This is a genomic window from Candidatus Woesearchaeota archaeon (assembly GCA_018303405.1).
In the GTDB taxonomy this organism is placed as follows: Archaea; Nanobdellota; Nanobdellia; order Woesearchaeales; family JABMPP01; genus JAGVYD01.
On sequence record JAGVYD010000013.1, the window covers coordinates 49,729 to 67,437 of the forward strand.

The 17,709-nt window shown below is 46.6% G+C and carries 21 protein-coding genes; 13 read left to right on the top strand and 8 right to left on the bottom strand.

All coding sequences use genetic code 11. The features are described from left to right. Positions 1 to 21: 21 nt before the first annotated feature. The 4 genes from J4227_04955 to J4227_04970 all read right to left on the bottom strand — a co-directional run bounded on the left by J4227_04955 (position 22) and on the right by J4227_04970 (position 1,675). Positions 22 to 213 (bottom strand): SEC-C domain-containing protein, encoded by a 192-nt coding sequence (locus J4227_04955; protein MBS3109849.1) that lies wholly within the window; start codon positions 211 to 213, stop codon positions 22 to 24. Between the two features lie 129 nt (positions 214 to 342). Then, positions 343 to 756 (bottom strand): hypothetical protein, encoded by a 414-nt coding sequence (locus tag J4227_04960; protein MBS3109850.1) that lies wholly within the window; start codon positions 754 to 756, stop codon positions 343 to 345. 2 nt (positions 757 to 758) lie between these two features. Next, complete coding sequence (locus tag J4227_04965) at positions 759 to 992, bottom strand: hypothetical protein (GenBank protein MBS3109851.1); 234 nt, start codon at positions 990 to 992, stop codon at positions 759 to 761. A gap of 74 nt (positions 993 to 1,066) precedes the next feature. Then, on the bottom strand, positions 1,067 to 1,675 hold the full coding sequence (locus J4227_04970; GenBank protein ID MBS3109852.1) for a MarC family protein: 609 nt from the start codon (positions 1,673 to 1,675) through the stop codon (positions 1,067 to 1,069). 96 nt (positions 1,676 to 1,771) lie between these two features. On the opposite strand from J4227_04970, the gene J4227_04975 reads away from it, so the two are divergent. The 9 genes from J4227_04975 (at position 1,772) to J4227_05015 (ending at position 9,951) form a co-directional block, all read left to right on the top strand. Further along, positions 1,772 to 2,266 carry a methyltransferase domain-containing protein gene (locus J4227_04975; protein MBS3109853.1) on the top strand — a complete coding sequence of 165 codons (495 nt, stop codon included), beginning with the start codon at positions 1,772 to 1,774 and terminating at the stop codon, positions 2,264 to 2,266. Positions 2,267 to 2,325: 59 nt separating this feature from the next. Further along, positions 2,326 to 3,090, top strand: coding sequence for a hypothetical protein (locus tag J4227_04980; protein ID MBS3109854.1), 765 nt, complete (start codon positions 2,326 to 2,328; stop codon positions 3,088 to 3,090). Positions 3,091 to 3,130: 40 nt separating this feature from the next. Further along, a complete protein-coding gene (locus tag J4227_04985; GenBank protein MBS3109855.1) occupies positions 3,131 to 4,630 on the top strand; it encodes a hypothetical protein in 1,500 nt (499 codons plus the stop codon). A gap of 47 nt (positions 4,631 to 4,677) precedes the next feature. Then, the gene (locus J4227_04990) at positions 4,678 to 4,872 is read left to right on the top strand and encodes a hypothetical protein (protein ID MBS3109856.1); all 195 of its coding nucleotides are present in this window, start codon (positions 4,678 to 4,680) and stop codon (positions 4,870 to 4,872) included. A gap of 234 nt (positions 4,873 to 5,106) precedes the next feature. Further along, entirely contained in the window at positions 5,107 to 5,673 is a 567-nt protein-coding gene (locus J4227_04995) for a hypothetical protein (protein ID MBS3109857.1), read from the top strand. Then, positions 5,658 to 6,146: a hypothetical protein gene (locus J4227_05000; GenBank protein MBS3109858.1), complete on the top strand. Its 489-nt coding sequence runs from the start codon at positions 5,658 to 5,660 to the stop codon at positions 6,144 to 6,146. The genes J4227_04995 and J4227_05000 overlap by 16 nt, the downstream gene beginning before the upstream one ends. Before the next feature lie 62 nt (positions 6,147 to 6,208). Next, complete coding sequence (locus J4227_05005) at positions 6,209 to 7,666, top strand: hypothetical protein (GenBank protein ID MBS3109859.1); 1,458 nt, start codon at positions 6,209 to 6,211, stop codon at positions 7,664 to 7,666. A gap of 115 nt (positions 7,667 to 7,781) precedes the next feature. Continuing rightward, positions 7,782 to 9,392, top strand: a complete 1,611-nt coding sequence (locus tag J4227_05010) for a putative Ig domain-containing protein (GenBank protein MBS3109860.1) — start codon at positions 7,782 to 7,784, stop codon at positions 9,390 to 9,392. Positions 9,393 to 9,483: 91 nt separating this feature from the next. Then, positions 9,484 to 9,951, top strand: a complete 468-nt coding sequence (locus J4227_05015) for a hypothetical protein (protein ID MBS3109861.1) — start codon at positions 9,484 to 9,486, stop codon at positions 9,949 to 9,951. On the opposite strand, the gene J4227_05020 is transcribed toward J4227_05015, so the two are convergent. Both J4227_05020 and J4227_05025 read right to left on the bottom strand, forming a co-directional pair. Beyond that, positions 9,931 to 10,518 (bottom strand): hypothetical protein, encoded by a 588-nt coding sequence (locus tag J4227_05020; GenBank protein ID MBS3109862.1) that lies wholly within the window; start codon positions 10,516 to 10,518, stop codon positions 9,931 to 9,933. The genes J4227_05015 and J4227_05020 overlap by 21 nt on opposite strands. Before the next feature lie 222 nt (positions 10,519 to 10,740). After that, complete coding sequence (locus J4227_05025) at positions 10,741 to 11,565, bottom strand: nucleotidyltransferase domain-containing protein (protein ID MBS3109863.1); 825 nt, start codon at positions 11,563 to 11,565, stop codon at positions 10,741 to 10,743. A gap of 141 nt (positions 11,566 to 11,706) precedes the next feature. Between J4227_05025 and J4227_05030 the strand changes: the two genes are divergently transcribed. From J4227_05030 to J4227_05040, 3 genes are all read left to right on the top strand, one after another. Next, positions 11,707 to 12,534 (top strand): hypothetical protein, encoded by an 828-nt coding sequence (locus J4227_05030; GenBank protein ID MBS3109864.1) that lies wholly within the window; start codon positions 11,707 to 11,709, stop codon positions 12,532 to 12,534. A 58-nt stretch (positions 12,535 to 12,592) separates the two neighbouring features. After that, the gene (locus J4227_05035; GenBank protein ID MBS3109865.1) at positions 12,593 to 13,387 is read left to right on the top strand and encodes a hypothetical protein; all 795 of its coding nucleotides are present in this window, start codon (positions 12,593 to 12,595) and stop codon (positions 13,385 to 13,387) included. Positions 13,388 to 13,748: 361 nt separating this feature from the next. Beyond that, the gene (locus tag J4227_05040; protein ID MBS3109866.1) at positions 13,749 to 14,054 is read left to right on the top strand and encodes a hypothetical protein; all 306 of its coding nucleotides are present in this window, start codon (positions 13,749 to 13,751) and stop codon (positions 14,052 to 14,054) included. An 11-nt stretch (positions 14,055 to 14,065) separates the two neighbouring features. Here the strand turns inward: J4227_05040 and J4227_05045 are convergent, their stop codons facing one another. Next, complete coding sequence (locus tag J4227_05045) at positions 14,066 to 14,614, bottom strand: hypothetical protein (GenBank protein MBS3109867.1); 549 nt, start codon at positions 14,612 to 14,614, stop codon at positions 14,066 to 14,068. 123 nt (positions 14,615 to 14,737) lie between these two features. Between J4227_05045 and J4227_05050 the strand changes: the two genes are divergently transcribed. After that, positions 14,738 to 15,415, top strand: coding sequence for a hypothetical protein (locus J4227_05050; GenBank protein ID MBS3109868.1), 678 nt, complete (start codon positions 14,738 to 14,740; stop codon positions 15,413 to 15,415). A gap of 74 nt (positions 15,416 to 15,489) precedes the next feature. Here the strand turns inward: J4227_05050 and J4227_05055 are convergent, their stop codons facing one another. Continuing rightward, positions 15,490 to 17,652 (bottom strand): hypothetical protein, encoded by a 2,163-nt coding sequence (locus J4227_05055; protein ID MBS3109869.1) that lies wholly within the window; start codon positions 17,650 to 17,652, stop codon positions 15,490 to 15,492. Positions 17,653 to 17,709: the final 57 nt, after the last annotated feature.

Genomic DNA, 17,709 nt, shown 5'->3' on the forward strand with positions numbered 1-17,709 from the left:
AAGAAAAAATCGATGAGAATTTTATTTGCGTTTTGCCTTGCCGACTTTTGGGTGTGTTGCCGGGCTTTTGAAGCAGCACTGTAAGGCTGTTTTCCCAGAACCACACGGGCACGGCTCGGATTTGCCGCAGCACTGCACATATTTTTTCTTTGAGCCGCACGGGCATAGTGCCATCAGCTTCTCGTACATTGTCATATTTTTTGCTTTACCCATTATTCCCCTCCTTTATTTAACAAACATGCAGGCTTCAAACTGCCGTTTATTAACCATTGTTATCTCACAGCAATAGAACCTATTTAAAGGTTATCATTTGCAAAAATAGAAACAAAATGGCAACAATTATCAATCATCATCGCCATCATCCTTTGCCCCTTTCTCCTTCATCTTCTTGGTGACATCAATGTTTGCGCTGCAATGGCCGCACCTGAACCTCAGGGTTTCAACGCCTTCAATTTTTTTCCTTTTGAACTGGGCTTCAGCTTCGCCTGGTTTTTTGCACTCCGGGCATGTGTATTGTGCCTCTGCTGTCAGGCTTTCCTCATATTCCTTTTTCTCGAGTGTGTACTTGCATGCAGGGCACGTGTACTCCTTTGCCCTTATCCTTACTTTTCCAGATTCGTCCCTCGGCTTTCCCATCAGTTCTTTTTTGCATTTCGGGCATTTCTGCTTGTACACCCAGCAAACGACTTTTCCGTCGCCAACTGCCCTTCTTGTAAAATAGATTAAGTCATCCACGCTGTCTGGAAATTTCACCATTGTCATCGCCTCAAATTTGTCAGGTTGCTTTCGTTTGCTGCTGGAAGCCAGTCCTTTTGGGCCGCCTCACTGGCCACTCCCGCGACATTCTTGCCTGTCCCCTTTACCCATGACCAGAATTTGCCGAGGAAAGTCGCCCTGTCTTCAGGGTTGTCCATGTCAAGGTCGTTTATCCTGACAATCATGAATCCCCCAATCAGCATGAATACGACAACAACCATCCATACTTTTACCATTTTCGCCTCCACCTAAACAATGATGCATTATTCATTATGGCCCCTGTAATATTTTGCCGCCAATCAATTCTGGCTCAGAGCTCTCTAAACTCATTTATCATATTGATGACGCCCTCCTTTATAAATTCTGCCGCAATTGCAACCAGGACAAGCCCGAGCACCCTTGACAAGACTTCAATCATCCTTTCGCCAAAAAAGTTCTTGATTTTTTCTGAGAAAATCAGCATTAGCCATGTTATGGCAAGCACAAGAAGCGATGCAATGACCGGCGGCCAATACCCGAATTTCTGGGAAAGCACGATAACTGTTGTCATTGCGCCTGGCCCTGTCAGCAATGGTGTCCCAATCACCACTGCGGCAATCTTATGCACCTTGTCCCTTTTGCTGAACTCCCAGCCAAACAGCATCTGCACCCCCAATATCAGAAGTATGATGCCTCCTGCAACAATAAAGCTGGCAAAGCTTATCCCCAAAAGGCTAAGCAGCAGCAATCCGGAGAACAGGAAAACAAGCAAAAGCCCCAATGCGACCAGGACGGCAATCAGGGCTTCCTTTGCCCGTTCTTTCTCCTTCAGGCCCTGTGTCAATGGCAGGAACACTGCCAATGACATGAACGGATCTATGATTATGAACAGTGCCGTGAAAGACTTTATCACTGCGCTGAGGAACGGGTCAATTGCCATTTGGGCAATTATCCCGCTGTGGTTTTTATATTTTATCTATCTATGCCCAAATAACAAAAAAACAACTTTTATAACACTCAACAATATCCTCCGGCCATGACATACTACGACACAATCGCTTCAGGCTATGACACTCTTTACAAGGAAGAGCAGCTCGCAAAGCTAAAGCTGACACTGAAGTATCTTCATATCAGAAACATTGACCTTGTCCTCGATGTAGGCTGCGGCACTGCCTTTGCAGCAAAGGAAATCCCGGCAAAATACATTGGCATAGACCCTTCATTTGGCATGCTGGAGCAGAATAACGGAAAGGATATTCTTGTGCAGGGTCAGGCAGAAAACATGCCGTTCAAGACCCGGCAATTCAATGTTGTAATCGCATTAACTTCGGTGCATAATTTTGCCGACATTGAAAAAGGCATAAATGAAATGCTCAGGGTCGGGAAAGGCAGGTTCGCAATCTCAGTTCTCAAGAAAAGCGCGCATCTTGAAAAAATAGAATCCATCCTGCACAGGAACTTCAGGATGGTAAGGATGATTGAGGAGGACAAGGACTTTGTCTTTATCTGCTCAACATACAATCTTCTATAGAAAAATATATATATAAACTTAGCAGTAAAAGGCATATTATATTAAAAAAGAGGGTGGACATGGTCAGGCCAGAGATTGTTGAATACATTGAAAAAGAGCTTGAAAAAGGGTTTCACATAGAGGAAATCAAGCGCGCATTGCTTTCTGTTGGCCATGAGGCGCAGCACGTTGAGGAGGCTGTCCTGCACGTCCATTCCAAGAGACAGGCACGGCAGCGCAAGCGAACAGCCCTCATAATACTCATCCCTGTTCTCATAATCCTGATTTTATTGCTCGTTGTGAACCTGATGCGGCAGCAGGAAAAAAATGATTTCCTGGACCAGATAGGCGGCGGGACGCAAACTCCGGCTGACAACATTCCAGATGCAGGAGAGGAGCCTCGGGAAACAATTCCCGGGCAGGGAACTGTAACAGCGCCGCCAGAAGCCATAGGCGCGCCAACAGACGCTGAAAATCTTGACTTGGCCTTGACGCATGGTGATATCTCTTATTGCAACAAAATTGTGGACCCAATAGTGAAGGAAATCTGCACAACTACGCTTAACCCGCCGCAGCGTGAAGTGCCGGCATACGCTGAATCAGATTCACTCCTGCTGGACTCTGCATTCACAACCGGTGATATTTCCAAATGCGATGGCATTGTGGACAATTCAACAAGGGAAATATGCACAAGCACGCTTAAGCCGCAGGAAACTGCTGTCAGTGAATTTGCCGAGCAGGACTCCATCAATTTCGACAATGCCCTGGCAAACTCGGATAAAACCTATTGCAATAATATACATGATGAGGCCCTGAAGCAGACATGCCTGGGCATGCTTGGATAAGTAAAATATATATATGACATCAGCCAGAGGTTTGTTTAACATGGTCAGTTTAAAGAGGTGGGTTCGTGCGTTCAGTATTTCTGTGTTCTTGATAGCCTTATTTTCCCAATATATACTTGCAGCCGGCACTCATACTTGCGCAGAAGTGGGCCTGAATCCGTGCACCGGTGATATTGCTTCAAGTGGAACCATTTCTGCCGGCACCCAGCTTATATCACCTGATATCATGACTAATACTCTTTATGCAGGTACATCAGTTACATCTCCACGTTTGGGATGCACTGGAACATCATCCATGTGCTTTACAGCAGGTGTTACTGGAGCGAGTTCTTCAGCTGCGTTATGGAGCTATGCACAGGGAGGTGCATGGACTGCCAAATTGCTTGGAGCAGCCGGGGCCGATGTCCTTATTGGCCAAAAATTAGCAGTTGGCAATCCCAGTGCCGTTCATCCAACTAATGCCTTGGAAGTTTATGGTACAGCAAAAATTAATAATGGTGTAATCAGCGTGCCGGGCGCAAAATTCGGAGTCGGGACATTGACACCGACAGCAGAGCTTGATGTCGTTGGCCTTGCGCGGGCTCAAAGGCTAAGGGTAACAAGCACTTCGACTCTGGCAGGCTGGCCGGCTGTATTCATTGAAGAACAATCTCCGGGAACATCATATAGGTATGCATTGGCTGCTTCTGCAGGCGGCGGTGCAAGCAGTGGGGCATCTTCCATCGCGATACGCGGAGACAGTCTAAGCAACGCGCCTGGCGCAACAACAGGCGGAAGAAATATTGGGGGTTATTTTTCAGCGTCAGGCAATACCTTCAATAGGGGAGTTGAAGTAAATGTGCCTTATGACACAAACAACTTTGCAATATATTCAGGCGGCGCAGCCAAATCATTTTTCAGCGGGGATATCGGGCTTGGCACAACTTCTCCAGAGCCAGGCAGCAAGCTGACCATTGAAGGTGGAGATGCCACAATAAGGGATGGAAAACTTGTCCTGACAAAAGTGAAGACTCTTACAGATGCGGATGGCGATGGGTATTATGTACCTGGCGTCTCCGGAGTGGATGTAACAACTATCACGGGTTCAGGCTTGACAACCACCACAATTCCGAGCGGAATCACAGTTAACCCAGGGGATGATTTATATGATTGTCAGGATTCTTACTTTCCAACCATAACCTCATCACGCATTCACAAAAATTCTGAATATTGGAAAAGAGTGTCGGTTGGAGGGGCAGTGCCAGCATCCCCTTTAGATGATATCAACTGCGATGGTTCGACGAGCAAGCTGACAGAGCGCTCAATCACTGCCGGTAGTAATTGTGTTTGCTGCGAGACAAAACCGGACAAATACAAGCTGGTGCGCGATATCGACACAGATGAAGCAAAACTCATAAGGCATATTTGTGTCTCAGCTCCCTGTGATAAATGTAATGATCCTTTTCATGAAGCCTATACTTTCTGTGCGACATATGCAGCGGAGGCGCAAAGCTTAGGGACATTGGGTACATGCAATCAGCTGAATGATTATTATCAATAATCTTTTTCTCCATAACTTTTTTATATTCTCTTCCCTTTAGCCCCTTCATGCCTTCCCCGACAGACGAACAGATTGCGCAGCTGCTTCCCTTCCTGAAACATACCAATCCCCATCTCAGCGAGGAAGAGCTGGTTGTGCTTGCAAAGAAAATGCTTTCCATGCCGGCTACGCCGGATGAAACTTCCTCAGACAAGCCCCTGTCAGAAATGATGGAAGGGGCAGAAGATAAAGTTGATTCTTAGGTTTGTCGCTTTTTGGGCTGTGTTGAAAATATTTGTTTTGGCACCATTAATGCGAGCGTCCAATCCTAATTAATTAACAAGCAAAGGAGATTGCAAGAGGAATTTGCTTTATCATTGCACACCTAAACACGCGAGCCGGTGCCAAAACCGAGGCGAAAGCCGAGATTTTCAACACAGCTGCTTTTTGCCTCAAAAAACAAAGCTTTATATATCAATCATTATTTTTATAACGATATGGTTAAAAAATTATCAATAGAAAACGCACTCGAGCCATTTCTGGGCAGGCCGGGCGAGTCAATCCATCTGGCCAGCGTAGCCAGGGAAATCAACCAGCCTTACCCCACTGTTCGGCTCTGGTTGAACGAGCTTGCCGCTCGCGGCATTCTGGGAAAAAAGTTTGTCGGGAGGCTGACCACATATCATCTGAATCTTGGGCATCCCAATCTTATTGATTATCTGCTGGTGGCCGAGCAGCGCCGGCTGATTAGGAAGTGCACAGATGACTTGTTGATGAGGGAAGCGGTAAAGCTTCTTCGCCAGGCACTGCCGGAAAACGCGCCCATTGTCATTTTTGGCTCTGCCACTGTTTCATTTAAAAAGGCAAATGATGTTGATTTGCTGGTAGCGGCCAAAATCAAAGAGCCTTCCATAAACGAAATCTCCGGCACCATAAACAAAAAAATCCACTTAATCAATGTCACAAGCCTTGATGGTGTTTCCAGGCCGCTAAAGGGTGAAATTGTCAAGCATCATGCAATAATCAATGGGCATTATGGTGTTCTGAGGTGGATGCTATCGTAAGCTTGGCGTGGTGCGCAAGGCAGCGCAGGGGAATCAGACTGGTCGAGCCTAATGATAACCTTTCACGGGAATATGAGTCCACTGCCGATGAAACTCTGCAAATACTCAGGGGCATTAAGGGAAAGTCAAATATTTGGCTGGCAACAACTAAATATTATACGGAATATTTTGCCATATATTCCCTTCTCATGAAAATTGGCATAAAATGCGAAATGCATGACTGCACTATTGCTGTCTGCTCCTTTCTCGAAGAGAATGGCACAATCCCTGTTGGTTATTCCAATATCCTTAATGAAGACAAGCAGCTCCGCATTGATAACCAATATTACCTGAAGAACAGGAAAGTGGAAGTCAGCTATAATGGCCTGGCCGAATTTGTGCTCAGAATAAAGGACATCAATCTGAGGCTTTCACCAGAGCAGATTGGCAGGATAAGGAAACAATTGAGTACTATGCTCCTCAAGGAGGGATAATCCCATCGATTTGCGAATCAACAATGTTTTTCTAAAGCTTTATAAACAACCATGCCTTTTATATGTTACTATACAGTAGATACATAGAGGGCGCTATGCGGCAAAATACAATAATAAGCATGATATCTGCTTTGATAATTGCAGTATTGTTGACAGGCAGTGCCATGGCAATTTCCATGACGCCAGGCACAATTGAAGTGAAAGCACAGCTTGGCCAGCCAGCAACTGCAAAAATTCTTGTATCCAATGAAGACACAACAGACATCCTCAATGTTCAGATGTCGCACACCGGCCTGAATGGGTTCATTGTATCATTCAGCCCGTCATTCTTTGCTCTGCCTGCCAATTCCGGCAGGGAAGTTGGGATTACATTGACTCCGCCAGGCAATGCCGACCTCCAGGATTATTCAGGGCTAATCACTGCCGGGAATTCCAGCCTGTTCACTTCCAATACCATAATCGCATCTGTGAATGCAATGCTTTCAATTGAAAATGTCGATGTGAAGTTTGGCGACACAGAGGTCAACAATATCAGGGAGGGGGAAATAATCAGCGCAGATGCCGAGCCAGGCATGCCGCTTGAATTCAAGGTGAGGCTGCGAAATGAATTTCCAACAGCAACCAGCTCTGACACAGGCCAGCTCAGGAATGTATTCTTCAGGGTCACAATAGTTGACCTCGGGGATGAGGGCGACATTGACCTTGAGTCAGAGGATTTTGAGCTTCCTATCCAGGATGCAAAGTCCAAAACGCTGTATTACACAGTCCCGTTAATGATTGAAGAGGGCAGCTATGATGTTGAGGTTTATGCAGAGGGAACAGACGGCGACGGCATAATCCACTCCGAGGCCTGGCAGCTCAGGCTGGACCTCAGCAAGGACGCCCATGATGTCAGGATACTCAATGAAGGGCTTTCAACTGCAATTGTTGACTGCACCCGCAAAACAGCGCTGGCATATGACCTGGTGAATGTCGGCAGCAGCGACGAGAGGCAGGTGTTTGCCAAAGTGGAGAACAGCGAGCTGGGAATCAGGCAAATTACAGGGCCTTTCATACTTGATGCAAACCTTGACTCGCCAATAAACAGCATACCACAAAGCTTCAGCCTCACAATCCCGCAAACCGCCAAGCCAGGAAAGTATCGCCTTGACCTGAGGGCTTATTATTTGACCAATCTTGTCAGCTCTGTGAAGCTGGTTGACCTCGAGGTCAGGAAATGCAGCACAGCAGGGCCTGAAGACACCGGCTCCGGCAGCCAGGATTCAGCGGGGCAGGAAGAGCCAGGCAGCACAGCACAGGAAAATGCCCAGCAGGGAACACAGGAAGAGGGCCTTTCCGAGCAGTTTCCAGGCATAAACCTGGATGATGCAGCAATCGCAGATGTGGTTGACACATCAGCAGTCCCGAAAGAAAATAATGGCAGCCTGAAATCATTGGTTGCCCTCGCAGGCCTTAACATTTTCATATTATTGGTCATCATTTTTGTCATTTACAGGCTTATTGCCTTTGTTCGAAAATAAGGCTTCGAAAATAAGGCCATGGTCAATAAAAAACGTAACTACTGACCAATGCTAAAATATGCAAAGCTTTTTAAACAATCCGAGCTTTGCAATGCGTCCGGGGGTGCACTATAAAATGACACTTAAGAAAATCGCATCAGCAATTATTGCTATACTGGCCCTGTTCACAACTTTGTATTTTGCATCAGCTGAAATCAATATCCCTTCCCAGGCATGGCCCGAAGACACACAGCACACACTCAACCTTAAATCCTATTTTCCAGGTGACGCTGTCAATTTCGGCGTGGCAACAGAGCCTTCCAGCATAACCCTGACTTTCAACCAGGCAACAGGAGTCGTGACATTCACCCCTGAGCCAAATTTCAACGGAGTCAGGCAGGTAATATTCAATGCAATAAACCAGAGCAACACCACCCAGTCATATTCTTCAAATGAAGTGAGCCTGACAGTCACCGCAGTTTCAGATGGGCCAGTTATCACATCCACCGCAGACACAACTGCAGAGCCAAACACGCTGTACCAATACCAGGTCAGCGCATCAGACCCGGATGGCAATACTTTGTCTTACAGCCTGACGCAATTTCCAGGGGGCATGGCAATCTCAAGCTCAGGCCTGATAAGCTGGACGCCTGAAATTGAAGGCAGCTATGATGTCACAGTCAGGGTTTCAGACGGCTCGCAATCTGTTACACAATCCTATTCCATTGATGTGAAAGTGCAGGGCAAGCTTGTCATCAGGGACATAGAAGTGAAAGTCGATGACAAGAGGCAGACTGGCCTTGATGACGGCGACAGGGTCAGCAGGGAGGCAAAGCCCGGCTCTGATATAACAATTGATGTCGAGGTTGAAAACCTCTACACAAGAAGCCAGGACATCAAGATAACAGACGTGGAAATAACAGTCAGGATAGAGGATGTAGATGACGGCGATGACCTGGAAGAGACTGGCAACACATTCGATTTGTCAGCCGACAGGACAAAGACCCAGAAGTTCACATTCCAAATCCCGACATTGGTCGACGATGGAGATTACGACCTTGTAATCGAAGTCGAAGGGGACGATGAGGAAACAGGCAGGGCATACAGGGAAACCGCAACACTGACAATAGAGGTTGACAAGGACAGGCATGCACTGGTCATAACCAAGGCAGCGCTTACCCCTGAAACCATAACCTGCCAGAAAACAGCATCGCTCAGCGTTGAGGTCACCAACCTTGGCTCAGAAGATGAAGACGACGTAAAAATCGAGCTTACTGCCTCATCCTTTGGCTACAGCACGGCCGATGAGGAAATTGAGCTGCTTGAGGGAAATGATGAGGATGCAATCTTCAGGAAAACATATGCAATCAATGCGGCAACGCTTCCTGAGGGGATTTACCCAATCACGGTCAAGGCATATTATGACGGCGACAACCTGGAAGACGCAAAAATCGTCAGCCTGAATGTTGAGAAATGCGGCTCGTCAGCCAGCACCTCCTCATCAGGCACAGGCAGCCAGGCACAGCCAGGCAACAATAACCAGCCTTCAACTTCACAGCCAGGCGGAATCAGGGTTGAATACACGCCTTCAATTCCAACAGGCGGAGTCACAGCTGTGCCAGTTGGCCAATCAGCCAGCTCAGATGCAAAAGATGCCCTGTACGTTGCTTTGCTCCTGCTGGTGGTCTTGATAATACTCGCCGTCGCAATTTACATCTTTAAATTGGCCTTTGGAAAGAAGGAATAAAAAAGCATAAGCTTTATTATAATAAACAGAAAGCCATCATTATGGCATTTGAAGTTTATGCATTTGAAGTTTATGCATTTGAAGTGATAAAATGACAAGCACAAACCCATCTGCACAATGGCAGCCAGGCAGGAATTATCTGGTCTCATTTGAGAATTGGAGTGACCAGGTTAAGGTAACTCCGGAAACTAAAGCGTTGCTTGAAAAAATTCTATTGGGAAAACTGGGCGGCGATACAGATGAGGGCGAGTCATTTAGGCAGGGTCTTATGGGCATTGCAGGGGCAAACTACAGTTTTGCCAGACTTGGTCTGCAGGGCCGTGCATATTTTGAAAATCCCGATGGTGTCTTCTATATTGAGAGTAAGGGAACTGATATTGGCGGGGTTGTATCATCTGCTTACGATGTTTATGTTAATGTAAGGGCCTTGGGGATTCCGCAGTTTAGAGATGCCCCTTCACCTGGCGCATATCATGCGAAAATGAGCTTGAAGATCAGGGGGCTGCCAGTTGAGCCAAGCCATATTGAAGGGCACCATTCACATATTGATCTGCATTAATTTTTTTAATTCCATTACAGCATTTTCCAGCCTTTTTATCCTCAGAAAATTCTTTTTCAGCTTGTCATTTGCCTCTGCAACAAGCCGTTCCATGTAACCGTTTTCCACAAGCATTTTCCCCCTGTCGGCAATAATTGCATCAATGACCTCTGTGCCTGCTGCTTCAACAATTATTCTTTTTCCTATCCCAATGATTCCCGCCCGCTTCAATCCAGCATTATTGCAAACCTCAAGGAATTCCTTTGCATGCTCAATTGTCCTTGCGCAGACATGCACAATCATCGGCTCTGCCTTGAGCCAGACTGGATAGTCAGGAATCCTTTCAATGCTTTTCATCAAGTCAGCAAATTCAACAGGCTCGTGCGATACAAATATCCATGTTGTCTGGTTTTTCCTTTCCCCGGGCTTGCCGTACAGCATTACCCTTCCCGCGCAGGAGCTTGTGGTGTAATAATCCGGCAGGGCATTTATTTTGCCAAGCAGGTTCTTTATCTGCCCGTCAATCCCGCCTTTCTTGCTTTTGTCCTTCCGCGCCAAAAGCAGTTTTTTCTCGTGCTCAAATGCCATTGCTGATGGAACATAATGTTCCTATAAAAGCTTAATCAGTTTTTCTTTGCGCAAAAAAGGCTGTTGTGCCGCCAATTATGCGAAGCTAATGTTTAGCGTTGTCATGCAATTTTCGAGGTTCCAGATAGAAAATTGCAATTAAAAATCTGCTTTCAAGCTGAGCCGGCGGCACAGCCGAAGCGATAGCTGAGTCTGAGTTTTTGCACAGAGACAATAAAAGAATTATTTATCCTTATGGTGGTTTCCATGTGGCTTCTCATCAATCATCTGCTTCATCTTTTCAGTGAATAATTTTGCTTCCTTGTAGTATCTCTCAAACTCCTCGCCGGTAATCTCCTTGATTTCCCTGTGCACAATCATCTTGGAGATCTTGTAGAAATTCGCCATAATTGAAGCATATTTTGGCTCAAGCTTTCCGGGCCTGACAAGCACCCTGTGCATCAAATCGCTGACATGCGACGGGGTCGGCGGGATTTCGCCGTGCTTCATGAGCACAGCGTGCGCTGAATCAATGACCGCCCAGTAAAGGTCAATGGTTGCCTGAAGCAGGTGCCACCTTGAGCTCAAAAGGCTTCTCGGCGCCATTTCATAATACCCGTAAATCGCCTCAGGGCTTGGCCTGATCCGGCCCTGGTACAATAAAATCTGCATTGGCGTAAAAAACCCATGGTCAATAATCGCAACACCCTCTCTCAGTATATTCATGCCCAGCGGGTCGCCGCTGCGCATGTACTGCCAGAAGCTCGAGAATTTTATTGTCGTCACGTGAATCCTTTTTGAGACATTCGCGACTATCTTCTCAGTAATCAGCCTGTAGGCCTCTGTAACATCTTGGTCAATCACCAGGCTTGTGTCATCCACCACAACAAGAATGTCAACGTCATTGCCTTCCTTTCCCCTCGACGTGCTGCCAAACAGCACAACCGCCTTGAGAAAAGTACCGAATTCCTTGTGCATCTTGGCCGTGAATGAATAAGCAAGGTCCAAGTCATGCTTGTGGTACTTCTCAAGGTTTGGGTTTACTTTCTTGGTTGTCTTGAAATCCATTTATATTCCTCTTTTTCCCCAGTGACAGATTTCCATTTACCCCTATAGAATCATTAAGGCGGAGCATATATTAAGTTTTTTAACTCTTTAAGAATGGTTAATTGGAAAAGCATATAATATAGGCAAAGTACTTTGCTGTGCATGGCAACCTTTGATGAAATATACAACGCTTTTCAGAGCATGACAAAAGCCATGGATGTCCTCACAGTGCTGGAGGGCCAGCGCAGCACAGCCAGGCTGGCAATCCATGAAAATCGCGTTGGCAAAATCCAGGATTTTTGCAGCAGCAATGGCCTCCACTCAATCCTTTCCTCGCAAAAAATCCAAATGGCCTTTCTCGGCCCGTATTCCTCCAAAGGGAAAAGGACTAAGGGGGAGGGGCATTATTTTGCCTACATCTCAAGGCATCCATCACATTGCGAGGCTGCCAAGGCATTGGAGGAAAAAGGAGACCATGTTGGGCTGGGCGCTGCCTTGGGCTATCCTTCATGCTGCATCAAGTTTTTTGCAAATAATTTTGCCGAGGAATCAAAAAAGCTGAATGATTTTGTCCTTCCAGCTTGGCATAATTCTGCGGGCAATGCATTCCCTATCCATAACAATATTTTTGGCAGGTATTTTGATGCAGGATTGCTGCCGCACTGCCCGCATAGCTTTGATTGCAGCCATTCTGCGAAAATTGGCAGGGACAGGATTGCGCTGTTGCATAAACACGATCCTGGGGTTGCAAATCAATTTCTGGGCATACTGGACTCTGCGGCTATTTACGCAGATGGAAACGTTATCTTGCTTTTGGGCGCAAAGGAGAACGCCGGCATTTTGCACTATAAAGATGTGCTGCCAACAGAGAATAACAGCCTGGCAAGGCAGCTAAGCAAAAGTAAAAAAATTAAGTTCACTCCGCGCCTTGCCTTTGTTGTGGGCAGCCAGAAATACAGCTACCCCCTTGCGTTGTTTTCCAGGCCCTGATTTTTGCAAAGTGAAATATTTTGCAAAATGATATAAATTATGCCGTTCTAAGGATTGCATGCAAATGGACAAGCTTGGCATGCGGTTTTATCCGGAAATGCAGGGGGAATTTGACCGCCTGGTGTCAGAGCCCGCCCGCCAAATCGAGGCAAAACGGCACCTTGATTATGAGACCCTGAACTGCTTTCTGATTGCATTTGACCACACATTATACAACCAATTCAAGCGGCTGGGCAGGGATCCTGCTGAAATAAGGAAGCTGCCGCACGGATTCGGGCTCCTTGAGTGGTGGCTTGCATTGGTTGAGAGATCGCCTGGCTATTTTGAAATTGGCCTTGGCCATATATCCCCTGGCGATTTTAGGGAAGGTAATGGCACGCTTGAATACCCTGCTAATTATCCGTCTGGGCACTTTATCAAAATGCGGCACCAGGATATTGTTTACACAAGGCAAGTCAATTCAAATGAATCCGGGCCCTATGAGGCAGACACCCTTTTGATTGCCAGGCCCGAACATGATGACACTGTGTTGCTGAGGTATGCCGCTGTTCCTTTCAAATTCGCCAAAATCCAGGAGCATGAGTCAAACCTTGTCGGTGCGCTTGAAATTAACTGGCCAAGAAAACAGCCGGATTTGCTGGACCTTGGCGTCACCGATGTGAGGCTGGATTATCGTGCATTCAGGATTGGCGACAATGCCCTTATGGTCACATCGCAGCCATTGGAGGCCGTGTCTGACCAGAACCTTCGCAAGCACGTGAACAGGATGGCAATAGAATTAGGCCTGATCCTGCAGTCCATTGGCGCGCATCTGGGGAGGGAATACACTTACTTGAAGCCTGTTAATTCTTGATCATTTGCCAGCTCTTGATAGATAGGTACCGATGCATTGGAATTCTGTGCATCATCCCATCATTCAGGCTCTGTCCAGAGACTTGGTTTTGGCATCAATTTTGTGAGACTTATCAATTCTTACATAAGGCATTTTTCGCGGTTCCAGAGAGAAAAATGCAATTTCTTCCTGGAGTTGAAGGCGAACAGATGCCAAAACTCGAGCCGAAGGCGAGATTCTGGACAGAGCCCATCATTCATAAACATTTTTATAGTCACTTGCCTTTTGAACTCCTACGGAATCAGAGGAGCCAACACTGATTTTTGTCTATAATGCAGACCGCAGTCTTTTGTCTGGCCTGAAAAACATGATGGAAAAAGCCATGCCTTCGCATCATTATCCCTGCAGATTGTACGGATTGACATCTGCATCCAGCCAGCAGAAAAAGGAATGGAAAGATTTCGTGAAAAAGCTTGACCTCCATTCAGAGTTCATGCATCGGGACGAATTCATGAAGAAATATAACATCCCCAATGCAGAGTTTCCAGCTGCATACATGCAGACAGGCACAACTGTCACTCTTTTTATCACGAGCATGGAGATAAATGAGTGCGGTACTTTGGCGGACCTCAAAAGGCTGGTCAACAAAAGCCTGCCTGAAGTCCTTGGGGAAAGCAAGGATTATTGAGTTATTGGGGCTTATTTCATGAAAATTCCGATGTGTGTCCCATTAATGTAGAAAGAGTTTATCTTCTTCATCTGGTTTGGCTGGTATTCAAAGCCATAGACCATCAGCAGGGCATCATCCTTCATTTCTTTCAGGAGCTTGTCCTCCATGCCCCTGTGGAACGGCCGGTCCGGGTTGATAAACAGGACATCATACGCCCCCATATGGTGCTCCTCAAAATCGCCATGCATTATTTCAGCCTTGCCGGCATTTTCAATATTGCCGAGGTTGCGCTTTATCCTGTTTGCATGGTCCACCAGCTCCTCGTCGATTTCCATGCCCTTTGCATCCAGGCCGAACAATGACGCAAGAATCACAACCTTTCCGTCCCCCGCGCCTATGTCAAAGAATGTCCTGAACCTGTCAATCCTGATCTTTCTCATAGCCTCATAAACTTCATCAGTAATGGACACACCCCAAAATCCCTTGCCAGTGTCTTTTACCGGCATTCTTCCCTGTGAGAGCAGCCCTTTGTAAAAATCATCATATTCCTGCTTAACTGCCATGAAATTGCTGTCCATAAGGCTGTTGCATGCTTCTCATTATTTAAATCTTTTTTTAATGCAGCGCTTTCTGCTAAGCTTGCCCATCACAAATCATTTCCCATCACAAATTATTTATAACTCTTCATACAACTGGATGTTATGGGATTTTTGACCGCACTGGGGGCATTTGGAGCATACTTTTGGGAGTCATTTGTCATATGGCTTAAGACAATCTTTGTCGCGCCTTTCCAGAACCTTGACATGCTCTGGATCCTCATCCCTGTTTATCTTGGCTGGGTTTTTGCTGATTTCTTCCAGGAAAAAAGGGGGACATCGCTGGGCAATGCAATATCTAATGCAGTTATTGTGCTTTGGGCAGGCATAGACTGGATAAGGACTTCAGTTGATTTTTACACTTCCGGCATCAGGATCCCGATGACTGAGCTCATAAGCAAGCTCATTATAGCAGGGGTTGTCATCACTTATGGTATTTATATCGTCTATCTTGGCGTGAAAGGCAGGGTCTTGACAAAATACATCGGCCGGATACGGGAAGTAACATATGTTGTCATAATGTTCACCCCTCTATTTTATAACACTGAAGCAACAGTCACATTCCAGCTTTTTTTTGCAACAATAATATTCTTCCCGATTTTTTACTACCTTGTTGAATGGCTTGATACACTAATACCAGACCCGGAGTCAATCAGGGAGGAATCAGGCAGGCGGCAGGCATCTGGCGGCAATGTGTCTATCTTCTCGGCCGGGCAGAAGCAAAGCAATTATCCGCAGCAAAGCCAAAACCCTTATCCCAATTACGGCAACCGGCATTTATAGAAATCATTTTTTTTTCTTAAGGGCGAAATCAATCTTAGCTGCTAATCCATCATAAGCCTATCCATCTAAAAAGTTTATTCCAGCGGAACCCCGCTCCACAATGTCCAGTCATTGGATGGCGCATATGCCCCGAAAATAAAGTATGGCGGATAGGTCTGCCCAAAATAGCTGTGCTGGACATCTGTCCACTGCCTGTTCGGGCTGCCCATGCTCACGTGCCCTCCCAATCCTGCGCTGTACACGCTGCTTCCCATGTATCGCCATGTCTGCATCAAGCCGTAGAAATCGCCTTCATCAGTTGTTGCTGCAGCGCCTGGCTCAACTGTAATTGGCCCCTTGTAGCCGTGCTTCCTGAAAATTGCAAGCATTTCCTTGATTGGGGAGGTTCCCTGGCCTGGCGAAAGATGCTCATCCTCGTAGCCAAGGTTATCGGAAAGGTGCACATTGCCCAGCAGGTCTTTTTTTGCAAATTTTTCAACATAGCCCAGCAGCCATTCCCTGAATTTTTTGTCGTTTTGCTCAGGGCTTAAATTCGGGTCGCGGATATAAAATTTTTTCCACATGTTAATGTGCCCAGTGTCAATTGTCGCCCTAAGATGCCGCTTGGCAGCCCTCTCAGCCTCTTCCCTGCTTAAGCCTTTGTAATATTCATTGTCCCTCATCTCTTCAACATATTCTTTTTTCTTCGGGTCCCACACCGTTGTCTTGATTTTCCTGGTTGTAAGCAGGTCAACCATTTTTTTCCTGGAATTTTCTATCAGCTGCATGAGCTCTTCAGGATGCCCGCCGTACCTGTCCGGAAAAATATTCTCCATGGTGACAACAACAGGGTTCCTGGTATCTTTTGTCCTTTCCAGGGCATGGATCCCAGTCTCGGCATAGCCAAGGTAGCCTGCGCTGTGCATCCTTTTCTTTGCAGAAATCATGAACCTCCTTGTTTCCGCAGTGTCTTTTGCCTGCTCTTCCTGTGCTGTTGACGCCTGGTACTGGTATTCCATGTTATGCCTTGCTTCTTTCAATTCCCTGTCAATAAGCTCAATAGGGTCAATGGTGCCGGGCTGGATCATCTGGCTGACCCTTGGCAATTCATAGTCCTGCTGCGCAATTTTCCAGAGGTCTTCTTCCTTCATGTGCTTCTTCAATTCAATATATTTTTTCTTCAATTCCTCAAGCTTGTCAACGGCCTTCCTGTAGCTCTCGAAGCCCCTTGCATACTGGAGCGCCCACCCGCGCGCGTGCCCTTCCTGGGTTTCAAGCGTTGCGCGAATATAGACTTCTTCCGGATAGACCATCTCCTCATCCCTCAGGTTCCTTCCCCTCTTCCTCTCCTCGAGCCTGTTTCTTTCCTCTGCTTCCTTTATAAAATCATTAAAGTGCCACATCTCAACATCAAACCTTCCCTTGTCTTCATTGTATTTTGGCAGCCTTCCGTTGACCGGGTCATACGGGTCAATAATTCTCCTGCCTTCGTAATCAATGTAATCATCCTTATTGATGCGTGTCCTGTGGCCTTTCTGGTCCACTCCATCATAGTCATGGTCAGCCCTTAGCCAGACAGGCCTTGCAACAAGCCTGTCTTTTTGCACAGTGGATATTACCTGCCCGGTCCTGTCATCAATGACCGGGAATTGTGCGTCATCAGGCTCTGTGTAATATTTCCTGAACATCAGCCTCCCGTTTTGGTCGCGTGACCATGGCATTTCTGAAATTGGCCTTTCATATTCCCCTGTATGTACAACAACGCTCCCGCCGCCAGCAGCGTCAGCTGCAAACTCAATTGCCTTTTTCACTTCATCAACAGCCATTTTTTGGTGCGACCATGAGAAATTGCCGTGGCCATCCGCCCCGCTCAGGCCCATCACCCCGAAACTTGCGTGAGTTGTAAACCTGATGTCATTTGCCCTTCTGATCTCATCAATCGCCCTTCTTTGGTCAGTGCCATACTGTTCAGGAGTCTGGGCATTTCTTGAGCCTCTTACTGCCCCCGGAAACTGGATTTCAATTGCCTGTGTCCCGGACCTTATTTTTGCCTGTATTCCCGGGACATTTGCCGCGCTGATTCCCAAAGGCACTGACATGCCAATGTCTTTCACGCCATAGCCAGCAGGAGCCTCGGTGTCAGACTCTGTGTCCAGGTGGGGCATGGGCTCGTTTGGTATGGAAATCTCATATTCCACATCAGGCTTTTGATGGTAGCCCCTGTCCATTGGAGAATAGTAGTTGTGGTGGAATTCCATGCTTGCCTCTTTTGATCTGTCTGGTATTCAGCCCTAATGCCTAAGTGATGCCTGATC